The sequence below is a fragment of the Marinobacterium marinum genome, from assembly GCF_013868415.1.
GTDB classification, from domain to species: Bacteria; Pseudomonadota; Gammaproteobacteria; order Pseudomonadales; family Balneatricaceae; genus Marinobacterium; species Marinobacterium marinum.
Genome location: NZ_JACEMT010000033.1, coordinates 22,627 through 35,342, shown reverse-complemented (window position 1 = coordinate 35,342; position 12,716 = coordinate 22,627). Strand labels below are relative to the sequence as shown.

General features: G+C 55.4%; 12 protein-coding genes. 8 read left to right on the top strand and 4 right to left on the bottom strand.

The window, feature by feature from the left end; translation table 11 throughout:
- The first annotated feature begins 52 nt into the window (after nucleotides 1–52).
- The 4 genes from H1S06_RS02310 (at nucleotide 53) to H1S06_RS02295 (ending at nucleotide 5,231) form a co-directional block, all read left to right on the top strand.
- The gene (locus tag H1S06_RS02310) at nucleotides 53–1,528 is read left to right on the top strand and encodes a DUF3360 family protein (RefSeq protein ID WP_181736810.1); all 1,476 of its coding nucleotides are present in this window, start codon (nucleotides 53–55) and stop codon (nucleotides 1,526–1,528) included.
- Between the two features lie 229 nt (nucleotides 1,529–1,757).
- On the top strand, nucleotides 1,758–3,329 hold the full coding sequence (locus tag H1S06_RS02305) for a BCCT family transporter (protein WP_181736808.1): 1,572 nt from the start codon (nucleotides 1,758–1,760) through the stop codon (nucleotides 3,327–3,329).
- 115 nt (nucleotides 3,330–3,444) lie between these two features.
- Nucleotides 3,445–4,368 (top strand): tRNA 2-thiocytidine(32) synthetase TtcA, encoded by a 924-nt coding sequence (gene ttcA, locus H1S06_RS02300; RefSeq protein WP_181736806.1) that lies wholly within the window; start codon nucleotides 3,445–3,447, stop codon nucleotides 4,366–4,368.
- 83 nt (nucleotides 4,369–4,451) lie between these two features.
- A complete protein-coding gene (locus H1S06_RS02295; protein WP_181736804.1) occupies nucleotides 4,452–5,231 on the top strand; it encodes an enoyl-CoA hydratase in 780 nt (259 codons plus the stop codon).
- A 53-nt stretch (nucleotides 5,232–5,284) separates the two neighbouring features.
- Here H1S06_RS02295 and H1S06_RS02290 read toward each other — a convergent pair whose 3' ends face one another.
- The 4 genes from H1S06_RS02290 to H1S06_RS02275 form a co-directional block, all read right to left on the bottom strand.
- Entirely contained in the window at nucleotides 5,285–6,712 is a 1,428-nt protein-coding gene (locus H1S06_RS02290) for a two-component system sensor histidine kinase NtrB (protein WP_181736802.1), read from the bottom strand.
- Nucleotides 6,713–6,873: 161 nt separating this feature from the next.
- Nucleotides 6,874–6,972, bottom strand: coding sequence for a cytochrome bd-I oxidase subunit CydX (gene cydX, locus H1S06_RS02285; RefSeq protein ID WP_181736800.1), 99 nt, complete (start codon nucleotides 6,970–6,972; stop codon nucleotides 6,874–6,876).
- A 16-nt stretch (nucleotides 6,973–6,988) separates the two neighbouring features.
- Nucleotides 6,989–8,131 (bottom strand): cytochrome d ubiquinol oxidase subunit II, encoded by a 1,143-nt coding sequence (gene cydB, locus H1S06_RS02280; RefSeq protein WP_181737108.1) that lies wholly within the window; start codon nucleotides 8,129–8,131, stop codon nucleotides 6,989–6,991.
- A gap of 21 nt (nucleotides 8,132–8,152) precedes the next feature.
- Nucleotides 8,153–9,733: a cytochrome ubiquinol oxidase subunit I gene (locus tag H1S06_RS02275; RefSeq protein ID WP_328515302.1), complete on the bottom strand. Its 1,581-nt coding sequence runs from the start codon at nucleotides 9,731–9,733 to the stop codon at nucleotides 8,153–8,155.
- A gap of 252 nt (nucleotides 9,734–9,985) precedes the next feature.
- On the opposite strand from H1S06_RS02275, the gene H1S06_RS02270 reads away from it, so the two are divergent.
- The 4 genes from H1S06_RS02270 to soxZ all read left to right on the top strand — a co-directional run bounded on the left by H1S06_RS02270 (nucleotide 9,986) and on the right by soxZ (nucleotide 12,708).
- On the top strand, nucleotides 9,986–11,338 hold the full coding sequence (locus H1S06_RS02270) for a sigma-54 interaction domain-containing protein (protein WP_255482874.1): 1,353 nt from the start codon (nucleotides 9,986–9,988) through the stop codon (nucleotides 11,336–11,338).
- 180 nt (nucleotides 11,339–11,518) lie between these two features.
- Nucleotides 11,519–11,878, top strand: coding sequence for a sulfur oxidation c-type cytochrome SoxX (gene soxX, locus H1S06_RS02265; RefSeq protein WP_181736798.1), 360 nt, complete (start codon nucleotides 11,519–11,521; stop codon nucleotides 11,876–11,878).
- 31 nt (nucleotides 11,879–11,909) lie between these two features.
- Nucleotides 11,910–12,371, top strand: a complete 462-nt coding sequence (gene soxY / locus H1S06_RS02260) for a thiosulfate oxidation carrier protein SoxY (RefSeq protein WP_181736796.1) — start codon at nucleotides 11,910–11,912, stop codon at nucleotides 12,369–12,371.
- Nucleotides 12,372–12,399: 28 nt separating this feature from the next.
- On the top strand, nucleotides 12,400–12,708 hold the full coding sequence (gene soxZ, locus H1S06_RS02255; protein WP_181736795.1) for a thiosulfate oxidation carrier complex protein SoxZ: 309 nt from the start codon (nucleotides 12,400–12,402) through the stop codon (nucleotides 12,706–12,708).
- Nucleotides 12,709–12,716 lie beyond the last annotated feature (8 nt).

Here is a 12,716-nt window from a genome sequence, read left to right as displayed (position 1 = left end):
GCAGCTGCCCCATAAAATCGCGCCCTTTTCCATAGATCAACATAGAGCGTTTATGTCTAAGGCACACACATCAAGTTACCAAGGACGGCGAAAGCCACGCGCGGACTTTGCCACGCGTGCTGATTATCTGGATCACGAACTGCAGATCATGGAGCCCAAGCGCTGGCGCCTGAACGTGCCATTTCGTGATTACGGTTTTGAAATCGAGGATTGGGTACCGGCCATGGCCGCCACCATCGGCAAGATCGTGATGGTGGCGGCGATTGTCGCTGCATTTGCAACACAGTTGGGATTGTCCAACGAGTTTGTCATTGAAAACGTGCGGTACGAGTTGCTGATTGCAGCCGTATTGTTTGTCATTTTGGTGTCCGGGCTGTTGAACCCCACTGCCAACCTGGCGGGGACGCATGGCCCGCTGATTCCGTTGATTCCGTTGATAGTGGCATCCGGTGGCCACCCGATGGCACTGGGATTGTTGATCGGGGTGTTCGGCTTTATTCTGGGGATTACCAAGGGTGGAAGTCTGCTGGCCAAGCTCACCAGTAACGGGGTGTGTGGCGGCCTGCTGTTGTATCTGGGTTTCATCGGCGTGACAGGCCAGATCAAAAAGCTGTTTGCCTGGGCCGAAGGTTTTGATATGGCTTATCTGGCCTTTATCGTTATCTTGGGCACCATTATTCTGTATGCCTATCTGGAACATATCCAGAAACGATGGCTGGCGGTTCCTTTGGGGTCCGTACTGGCGGCGGGTGTGGCATTTGCGCTGGGAGCGCCGTTCGAGTTCACGACCGAGCCGGGCATGCCCAACTTGAACCCCATGTATTGGTGGGGGGAAGACACAGGCTGGCAGCTGGGTTTGCCGGAGCTGCACCACTTTATTGCCGTGGCACCTTTCGCCATTCTGGCCGTGGCCATGTGGTCACCGGATTTTCTGGGGCATCGCGTGTTTCAGCAGATCAACTATCCGCCGAAGACTGAAAAGGTCTTGATGGATATTGACGATACAATGGTTTCAGCATCGGCCCGTCAGGTAACCGGGAGCCTGCTGGGGGGCGGTAACATCGCATCCTCTTGGGGAACATATATTGTACCGGCTGCCATTGCACGTCGTCCTATTGCCGGCGGTGCTATCTTGACTGGTCTGCTGTGTATCGTTGCTGCGCTCTGGGGTTACCCGATGGACCTTGCCATTTGGCAGCCGGTCTTGAGTGTGGCATTGATAGTGGGTGTTTATCTGCCGTTGCTGGAAGCCGGCATGCAGATGACGCGCGAGGGCAAAACGACCCAGTCGGCAGCGGTAGTAATTTTCTCGTCGGCGCTGGTAAACCCGGTGTTTGGCTGGTCGTTGACGGTGTTGCTGGACAACCTGGGGCTGATCGGTTGTAAAGAACGCGGCAAAGAACTGGGCCATGTCGGGCGCTGGGTGGTGCCCGGTATCGTGTTCGTTGTTCTGTGTGCTCTGATGGCTGGCATCGGCATGTTCCCGGGATTGCCGCCCTTGCTGGAGTCGTTCCGCGAACTGCATTGAATCGAACAATTCAGTTATGACATAACAAACGCCGGGCCGGAGTGCCCGGCGTTTTGAGTTCTAAAGCAGCGGATCGGAAAGACCTGCTCTCGGTTTTACATAAATTTAATGCAGAATTCGAGTGTCAACAGGGTCTTTTGTTGCAAGTATGCGTACAATTCGCCCCTCGCTACCGGGGGCGATGGTGTTCTCCCCGGTGTCAATGCTCCAAATCGGCCGGGAGGCCATTATGACCACAACCACTCAGGCGGCGACTCGCGGCCGGGAGATGGAAGCAAGCAACCGATCACTCCTGTCAGGTGTCGATCTTCCCGTTTTTCTGATCAGCGGCGGGGCTCTGGCCCTGTTTGTCGTGCTGGCGCTCTATGATCTGGACTGGGTCTCCAGCGGGGTTAATACGGCATTTGCCTTTTCCACAAAATACTTTGGTGCCTACTGGCAAATTTTGCTGCTGGCGACCTTTTTTATCGGTCTGGCTCTGGCAGTGGGGCGCACAGGGCGGGTGGTGATGGGCGGCACGGATACACCTGTCATTTCGACGTTCCAGTGGACCTCAATCATCATGTGCACCCTGTTGGCCGGTGGCGGCGTCTTTTGGGCAGCAGCCGAGCCAATGGCGCATTTTCTTTCCCCCTCTCCTCTGTACGCGGCTCAGGGGACCGAAACGGGAACCGCTCAGGCTGCCTACCACGCTTTGGCACAAAGCTTCATGCACTGGGGATTCCTGGCCTGGGCGATTCTGGGCAGCCTGACCGGTATCATTTTCATGTACCTGCATTATGAGAAAGGGTTGCCGCTCAAGCCTCGCACATTGCTGTACCCCGTGCTGGGCGAGCGTGTCATGACAGGGCCGCTGGGTGCAATTGTGGATGCCTGCTGTGTGTTGGCGGTCGTTGCCGGTACCGTTGGTCCCATCGGGTTTCTGGGGTTGCAGATCAGCTTCGGGCTCGAGTTTTTGTTTGGTATTCCCGATACCTATGCGACTCAGGCCAGCGTTCTGTTCGGCCTGATACTGGTATATACCCTGTCGGCTGTCAGTGGTGTGACCCGTGGCATTCAGATTTTGAGCCGTACCAATGTGATGCTGGCGTTGTTGCTGATGCTGTTTATTCTGCTGGCGGGACCGACCGGTTTCATCATCGATGGCTTTCTACAGAGCTTTGGCATTTATCTGCATGAATTCATGCCGATGGCTACCTTCCGAGCCGATCCTGGCTGGCTGGATTGGTGGACCGTATTCTTCTGGGGCTGGTTTTTGGGGTATGGACCCTTGATGGCCATGTTTGTGGCGCGCATTTCGCGTGGTCGCACCATTCGTCAAATGGTTACGCTGATTTCCATTGTCGCCCCCGTGATTACCTGTTTCTGGTTCACCATTGTCGGTGGTGCGGGTATTGCGTTTGAGTTGAACGATCCGGGCGTGATCTCTGAGCCGTTCAGTGGCATGAACCTGCCGGCAGCGCTCATGGCGACAACCTCGGCATTGCCTTTGGGGCAGTGGGTGTCGGCCCTGTTTCTGATCCTGACCGTGATTTTTGTAGCGACCACCGGTGATTCCATGACCTATGCCGTGTCCATGGTGATGACCGGAACGGATCATCCTCAAACGGGGGTGCGGGTCTTCTGGGGTGTGATGATGGGGGTAACGGCGGCAATCCTGATTTCGATCGGATCGGGCGGAATTTCGGCACTGCAATCCTTCATTGTAGTAACAGCCGTGCCCGTATCGCTGGTCTTGCTGCCGTCGTTATGGGTTGCGCCACGCATCGCATACACAATGGCACGGGAGCAGGGACTCTGATCTGAATGCAGCCGGGTGCTGCCGTCTTGGGGACAGGCGGCAGCACCTTATGGCGGGCAGCGCTTTGCTGTATACTCCGCGCTCGAATTGCAACCAATGATTCACGAAGCGCCTTATGCACACCGACAGCCTCGATAAACACGCCAAAACCCGTCTGAACAAGCTGCAGAAACGCCTGCGCCGCGAAATGGGACAAGCCATTGAAGCCTTCAATATGATTGAAGAGGGTGACAAGGTGATGGTCTGCCTGTCCGGTGGCAAGGATTCCTATGCAATGCTGGATATTCTGCTGAATCTGCAGAAAAGTGCGCCTATCCGTTTCGAACTGGTTGCCGTAAACCTGGATCAGAAGCAGCCCGGTTTTCCGGAAGAGGTATTGCCGACCTACCTGGAGTCGATCGGGGTGCCGTTCCATATTGTCGAGCGTGATACCTATTCCATCGTCAAGGAAGTGGTACCCGAGGGTAAAACGACCTGTGCATTGTGTTCGCGCCTGCGTCGGGGCACTCTGTACGGGTTTGCCGATGAAATCGGCGCCAACAAGATTGCGCTGGGCCATCACCGTGATGATATTCTGGAAACCTTTTTCCTGAATATGTTCTATGGCGGCAAGTTGAAATCCATGCCGCCCAAGCTGGTGTCCGATGACGGCAAGAATATGGTCATTCGACCGTTGGCCTATGCCCGTGAAAAGGATATTGCCGAATATGCGGAGCTGCGTGAGTTCCCCATTATCCCGTGCAATCTTTGTGGCTCCCAGGAAAACCTGCAGCGTCAGGTCATCAAAGAGATGCTGCAGGGCTGGGACAAATCCCATCCGGGCCGGATAGAAACCATGTTTCGGGCGCTGTGCAATGTGGTGCCTTCGCATCTGGCCGACCATCAGCTGTTCGACTTCAAGGGACTTCAACTGGGATTCCCGCACGGGATAGCTCCGGATACCGGCAGTGCACTGGGGCCCTTGAGTGATGATGAAGAGACCGGTGCCAATGGTTCGGGCGTTCAGGTTATGGAAAAGATCGATATCCTCTCTGTTTGATTCGGCTTGACCTGCCGCTCCCTTTTGCGGATATTCGGGCTTACCCTAATAGGTAAGCCGTATAAAAACAAAAGGGAGTTCGCATGTCGCAATCACTTCTTGAGCGTTATGACCACGAGGGTGTGGCCACGCTCACCTTGTCTCGTCCAGAGGCGTATAACAGCCTGTCGCTGGAACTCATGCAGGCCCTCCACGCCGAATTGGATCGTATCGCCGATGATTTGAGCGTGCGGTGTGTGGTCCTGCGTGGTTCCGGGAAGGGGTTCTGTGCCGGACACGACCTCAAGCAGATGCTGGGAGAGGGCGAGGAGGCCTACTATCGCTGCACGTTTGAAACCTGCTCACGACTGATGCAACGCGTTGTCAGTTTGCCGATTCCGGTTATTGCACAGGTGCATGGCGTGGCGACGGCAGCGGGATGTCAGCTGGTAGCCAGCGCCGATCTGGCTGTTGCCGCCGATACGGCCCGTTTTGCGACGCCGGGTGTCAATATCGGACTGTTCTGCTCAACCCCGATGGTGGCGCTGAGTCGAGCTGTTCAACCCAAGCATGCGATGGAGTTGCTGTTGACCGGAGAGCTGGTCAGTGCCTCGCGGGCAGCCGAGATCGGGCTGGTCAATTACTGTGTGTCTGAGTCCGAGCTGGACGGTAGCGTGCAGGCTATGGCCAAAAAAATAGCATCCAAATCCCGCAAAACGCTGCAGATCGGCAAGCAGGCCTTTTACCGTCAGAAGGAACTGCCGTTGTCAGAAGCTTATGACTACTGCAGTGAGGTGATGGTGGGCAACATGCTGATTGATGATGCACAGGAGGGGATCGACGCCTTCATACACAAGCGCAAGCCGGAGTGGCGTCATAACTGACGATCAGTTGGAGGCGAACTGAGGCGGCACAGCCGCCTCGCTCGTGGGTGTTATCAGTGCAATTCCAGCTGAATGTGGAACGTAGTGCCAACCTCGGGGTCGGAGGTGACGGCCATGTGACCCTGGTGCTGTTCGGTGATGACAAAGTAGGCAAATGAAAGTCGCTTGTCAGCCGCTGCGGATGGTTGTTCCACATTTGCACTATGCACATACGGCTCGAACAGGTGCATCTGCTCTTCATTGCTCAGGCCGTTGCCATTGTGCTGAATGCGGATGGACAGCGCGTCATAGGACTGGCCAACATAGAGCTTCAGAGTCGGGATGAAGTCCAGCCCTTTGGCTTCCGCTTTCTCGGCCAGCGATTGATATGCGTGGCGGAACAGGCTCAGGAAAACCTGCTGCAACTCCGTAATATGGCAGGGTGCTTGAGGTATATCGGTTTCAAAGTGACGTTCAACCCGTACCTTGCCGAACGGAATGGCGTCCGGCAGTGACAGGGCCTCGCTGGCCTGGGTCAATGAGTGTTCCAGAATGTCGACTACGTTGGCCGGCTCGGCCTGGGCGTTGCGACCGCGGGCAAACTGAAGCAGGTTACGGATGACCGATTCGACCTGACGGCCGTTATCGGAGGCATGTTCCAGCAGACCTTGCAGGCGTTCAAACTCACCACTTTGTTTGCTGTCGCTGGGCATCAGGTGACCGGCTTCAAGTATGTTCTGGAAGCTGCGCAGATCAAACAGGATTGCCTGCAGGGGTTTGTGAATATCGTTGGCCATAGCCGTAGCCAGCTCGCCCATGGATGACAGCTTGTCATGCTGGATCAACATGTTTTCGGTGATGACGCGGCGGGTTACGTCATCGACCAGTACCACTACACCCGGTTCGATATAGTTCTCCAGCGGGTAGACCGTGATATCCATGTGGTAGCTGCCTGGCTGGCTGTAGCGCAGCGTCAGAGGCTGGCGTTTTTCCAGAGCCTGCTCGATATGCTGGGGCGTGACCGTGATGTCAGGGTAGATCGACCAGAGGTTGCGGCCAATGGCGGCATCGGCCTTGGTGCCGGATACCTGCTCCGCGCGGCGGTTCCAGTGTGTAATCAGGCCTTCGCTATTCAAGCCGACCAGTACCAGAGGCATGGAGCTGAGAATGTTCTGAATATAGGACTCGGAAGCCTGCAAGCGCTGTGTGGTCACCACATGTTCGTTGACTTCCTTCTCGAGTTTGGCAGTGCGGTCCTGAACACGGTCTTCCAGGTGGCCGCGGATCTCTTCCAGCGCAATGTTATAGCGCCGGGCGCGACGCCAGGTAATGAACAGCACGATGGCGACAATCGTCAGCAGGATGATTAAAACCCCGCTGGAGAAGTTGGCAACATATTGCCAGCGAGTACTGCCATCTTCGTAGCGGAAGGGAGCCAGCAGACTGGCTTGCGCTAAGGAAGAAGCAAACAGAAGCGTGATAAAAAGTGTCAGTCGAGTCATGAGGTTCCAGGTGCTGCTTGTTCGGGCTGAAGAAAAGATCAAATTACATAAAGATTCCGATTATAGCGAATCATCGTCAAGGTAAGGACCCCCGTGTAAGTCTGAAAACAGAAAAAAGGCGCCGAAGCGCCTTTGGGGGAGAGAGGACGGGCGGGTGCCCGTCAAGCTTGATCGATGTCTTCGTGTTCCAGCCACATCGCGTTGATGATGCCGAATGAACACGCCAGGAGTACACCGAGAATCCAGGCGAAGTACCACATGCTTGTATCTCCTTGATCAATAAGCTGAATAGTCGTTGTCCTGAATATAATCCACCGAAATCTTGGACCAGAGGGCGCGGTAGCACCACAGGGTATAACCCAAGATGATCGGCACGAAAATAAAGGCGGCAATGGCCATCACGTTCAGTGTCAGATGACTGGAGGCTGCATCCCAAAGCGTCAGGCTGGAGTTCGGGCTCAAGCTGGACGGCATGACAAACGGGAACATGGACACGCCGGCAGTGGCAATAATGCCGGCCAGAGCCAGGGAGCTGAACAGGAAGGCCCAGCCCGGACGGCCCAGACGAGCCAGGAAGAACACACCGATCAGGCCGATGAAGCCGGTAACGGGGGCCAGCATGCTCAGGGGGTAGAGGCTGTAATTGGCCAGCCAGGCACCCTCGGCCGCGATGACTTCTTTTGCCAACGGGTTGGGCAGAGCGCCCAGCTCGGGTTGACTGATGATTTTGTAGCCATCAATGCCCAGGCTTAACCAGATGCCCGCCAGGGCAAAGGCTGCCAATGTGATCAGTGCCAGCAACTGTGCGTAGCTCTTGGCGCGACGTTCAACATCGCCATGGCTGCGCAGGTTGATCCAGATGGCTCCGTGCATGGACAGCATGCCCAGGCTGACGACACCGCACAGCAGGCCGAATGGATTCAGCAGGCCGAACAGGTTGCCGTCATAGCTGGGCCGCATGAACTGGTCGTGTTCGAAGGGAACGCCCAGCAGCAGGTTGCCAAAGGCAACACCGAATATCAGAGGAGGCACAACGCCGCCTGCAATCAGGCCCCAATCCCAGGCGCGGCGCCATTTGGGATTGCTCAGCTTGGATCGGTAGTCGAAACCGACCGGGCGGAAGAACAAGGCGAAGAGCACCAGCAGCATGGCCCAGTAAAATCCGGAAAAGGCTGCAGCGTAGACGGCGGGCCAGGCAGCAAACAGGGCCCCGCCTGCAGTGATGAACCAGACCTGGTTGCCTTCCCAGTGTGGGCCTACCGTGTTGATCACCACCCGGCGTTCATCATCGGTCTTGCCGATCAGGGGTAGCAGGGCGCAGGCGCCCATGTCGAACCCGTCGGTGATGGCAAAGCCGATCAGTAATACGCCGACCAGCACCCACCACAGTAGCTTTAATGTTTCGTAATCGAACAACATCATCTTTCTCCTATACCGCTATCAGGCCTTGGCGACTGTTTCAGCCGGGGTCTCCTGCTGCTCGAAATGGTAGCGCCCGGTATGCAGGCTGCTGGGGCCCTTGCGGGCAAATTTCTGCATCAGGTAGATCTCCACCACCGCCAGTAATGTATACAGCGCGATGAAGGCAAACAGGCTGCCGAGCAGGTCGGCCTTGGTCAGGACCGATGGAGCTACATACGTTGGCAGAATTTCACCGATGGCCCAGGGTTGACGGCCGAACTCGGCAACAAACCAGCCCATTTCAGATGCAAGCCAGGGAGCCGGGATCGAGAACAGTGCCAAGCGCAGCAGCCAGGGTTTGTTGAAGGATGTGCGGCGAGCGGTGAAGTAGAACGACAGCGCAAAGATCATCAGCATCCAGAAGCCACAGGCGACCATGATGCGGAATGCCCAAAACATGGGAGCGACGCTGGGGATGGTATCGCGTGCGGCCATGGCGATCTGTTCATCGCTCGCATCAACAACATTGTCGGTGTATTTCTTCAGCAGAAGGCCAAAGCCGAGGTCGTCTTTGACTTGGTCAAATTCGGCTTTGACGGTCTCACTGTCGTCGCCGCTGCGCAAGCGTTCCAGCAGCCCGTATGCAATCATGCCGTTGCGAATGCGCGCCTCATGTTCAACAATCAGGTCCTTGATGCCGGTCACTTCTTCATCAATGGAGCGTGTCGCGATGATACCCATGACATAGGGAATCTTGAGTGCGTAATCGGTTTCCATGGTTTCGTCGTTGGGCATGCCGAACAGTGTGAAGGCCGCTGGCGCTTCTTCGGTTTCCCACTCGGCCTCAATAACGGCCAACTTGGTACGCTGTACGTCACCGAGTTCATAGCCGGACTCGTCACCCAGCAGGATGACGGACAGCGATGCGGCCAGACCGAAGGCCGAAGCAATGGCAAAAGAGCGGCGCGCAAAAGCCAGATCACGTCCCTTCAGCAGGTAATAGGCACTGATGCCCAGTACGAACATGGCGGCGGTGGTGTAGCCGGCTGATACCGTATGCACGAACTTGACTTGAGCAACGGGGTTGAAGAAGACCTCAGCAAAACTGGTCATCTCCATGCGCATGGTTTCGTAGTTGAACTCCGAACCGACCGGGTTCTGCATCCATCCGTTGGCAATCAGTATCCACAGTGCCGAGAAGTTGGAACCCAGTGCAACCAGCCAGGTCACCATCAGGTGTTTGACTTTGGACAGTCGGTCCCAGCCGAAGAAGAACAGGCCAACAAAGGTCGACTCGAGGAAAAAGGCCATCAGGCCCTCAATCGCCAGCGGAGCGCCGAAGATATCGCCCACATAGTGGGAGTAGTATGCCCAGTTGGTCCCGAACTCGAATTCCATGGTCAGACCGGTGGTAACGCCCAGAGCAAAGTTGATCCCAAAAAGCTTGCCCCAGAATTGGGTCATGTCCTTGTAGATCTGCTTGCCGGTCATTACATAGACGGATTCCATAATGGCCAGCATGAATGACAGCCCCAGCGTGAGCGGGACGAAAAGGAAGTGGTACATCGCCGTGATGGCGAACTGTAGCCGGGAAAGATCAACAATATCCTCGGTGATCACTACCAGTCTCCTGTACGGGTTGAACGCGACTGCGTGTTACATCCACTAGGGTTAAGCAGTATTCGTGCCACATATTCCATTTTGATTTTAAATGAATATCTTTTGGCATAAGACAAGCAATATGCAGGATAGCGCATATTGAATGCATGGTTATACGCTCAATTTAGAATTGCGGCCAGTGGCATAGTGTCGCAGACTGTCATTTTTGACACTTTGTTCTGTCATTATTGTCAGGCTATGTGAGATGTCGTCATGAAGGAAATACGAGGCAAACCAATAGGCAAAATGGAACATCAAGTCATTGATCCGGCCGTGATTCTGGAAGCTATTCCGGAGCCCGCCGCCATCCTGTCGATCGGATATGACATTCTGGCCAGCAATGAGGCGTATCGTCAGTACTATCAGCCGACGGGAGTCGTTGTGGGACGCAAGTGTTATGACGTTTCACACGGCTATCGCACGCCTTGCGACCAGGAGGGGGAAGCCTGTCCACTGAAGGCATGTCGGAAAACAGGTCAGCGTCAGCGGGTACTCCATCTGCACAACACCCCGAATGGAAAAGAGCATGTCGATGTCGAGATGATTCCTCTGGAAAGTGAGCAAAAGATACTGATCGGTTTTTTGGAGATCATGCATCAAGTCAGGGAGGCGCGTGCTCAGGTCACGGAATATGAGGGTTTAGTGGGGCAGGGGCCTGCTTTTTCGCACATGCTGTCGCTGGTGCATCGGGCTGCACCCAGCGAAATTACCGTATTGCTGCTGGGGGAATCGGGAACCGGCAAGGAACTGGTTGCACGTGCGCTGCATGACAGCAGCCCGCGTTCGCGAGCGCCTTTTGTAACGGTTGAATGTTCCGGTTTGAGCGAAGGGTTGTTTGAAAGCGAGTTGTTTGGCCATGAGCGTGGTGCATTTACAGGGGCTGTCAGTCGCAAGAAGGGGTTGGTGGAATCCGCACGCGGCGGCACCCTGTTTCTGGATGAGATTGGCGAGATTCCGTTAAGCCTGCAGGTCAAGCTGCTGCGCCTGATCGAAACCGGCGTTTTTCGGCCGGTAGGTAGCGTTGAGCCTCAGCATGCCGACTTTCGTCTGGTATGTGCCACTCACAGGAATCTGAGAGAAATGGTGCGTGAGGGGCATTTTCGACAGGATCTGTACTACCGAATATCGGCGTTCCCGGTTCCTTTACCTCCTCTGCGTGAGCGCCGGGAGGACTTGCCGCTGTTGATATTGGCGTTGTTACAGCGCTTGTCGGGCGGACATGCCGTGCGAGTGTCGGAAGGGGTTTTGGCACGGCTGTGCAGGTACAGCTTCCCAGGCAATATTCGCGAGCTGAGAAACCTGCTGGAGCGAGGCATTCTGTTGGCGGATGACGGCGTGATCCGGTTGGACCACTTGCCGCCCGAGCTGCAGGAGCCCGCTCCAGAAAAGAGTGGCGAAAGTGATGTTGTGGATGATCCCGTTGATATCTTGCCTTTGATGCCGCTGCACCAGTTGGAATCGCGCTATCTGGCATCGATTTCGGAGCGGTTCGAGGGAGATCGCCCGGCTTTGGCGAAAGCATTGGGGCTCAGTGAACGTACCTTATACCGCCGTCTGAAGGCCTGAAAGGCCGGGGTAGCCGGGTCAGACTGGCGAGAAGATGAAATTATTGCAAGATGGTCTTTCATGACGGGCAAAAATCAGTAGAATAGCGGCCTCTTATATAGCTAATAGTAATTTAGAAGAATAGATATATATCATATAGTTATATCTATAGAGTCTCACAAGGCCCTTTGGAGGCGTTACATGCGCAAACTGACCACTGTTTTGAGTGTCGCGACTGCAGCCCTTGCATTGAGCAGTTCGGCCGTGGCAACGCCACCACAGGAGCTGATTGATGAGGGGCGCGCCATCTATCATGACAAGACGCGAGGTAACTGCATCTCTTGTCACAATATTGATGATCCTGTTGCCAATTTGCCGGGCAACCAGGGGCCCATGATGATAGCCATGAAACAACGTTTCCCGGACAAACGCCTGCTCAGAGCGCAGGTATGGGATGCTACAGTGGCCAATCCGCTCAGTATCATGCCCCCGGTCGGCAAACACTGGATCTTGTCGGAAGATGAAATCGATGCCGTGGTGGAATACATCTACCAGTACTGAGCCCTGATGGGTACAACAAGAGGATGAGTGTATGAGTATGAGTCGTCGGGTTCTGATCAAGGCTGTTGCCACGGGTGGAGCGTTGCTGGGACTGGGAGCGTTGCTGCCGCGTTTGGCCATGGCGGCCTGGGCCAGGGAAGCCTTTGAGTCCAATGAACAGGGCGCGGCATTGAACGCTCTGTATGGTGGCGAAACACCGGAAATCAGTGCTCAGGTTATTCTGGATGCACCGGATATCGCTGAAAATGGAGCCGTGGTGCCGGTTTCTGTCAGCACGGATATGGCCCATGTTGAGTCGATCAGTATTTTCATCGAAAGCAATCCCGCACCGCTGGCGGCCCAGTTCGTGATTCCGGAAGGTACAGCGGCAGATGTATCCACGCGTGTGCGCATGGGCAAAACGACCAATGTGACAGCAGTGGTCAAGGCCGACGGCAAGCTCTATAGCGCGACCAAAGAAGTGAAAGTCACCATCGGTGGCTGCGGCGGCTGACAGCGACTGAAATCGAGGAGAAGCATTCATGAGTATCATGCGAGTAAAGGCCAAGGCCCGTGGCGCTACCACCGAAGTCAAAATGATGGCCAAGCACATTATGGAAACCGGCCAGAGGAAGGATAAGTCCGGCAATATCATTCCGGCACAGTTCCTGGCAGAACTTGAGGTTCGGCATGCCGGTAAGGTGGTGTTCGCCGCTAACCTGGGGCCAGCCGTATCGAAAAATCCGTATTTCTCGTTCAGCTTTGCCGGTGGTGCTTCCGGTGACACCCTGGAAGTGAGCTGGAAGGAAAATACGGGCACATCCGGCACGGAAACGGCCGAAATTCGCTAAGCAGAATA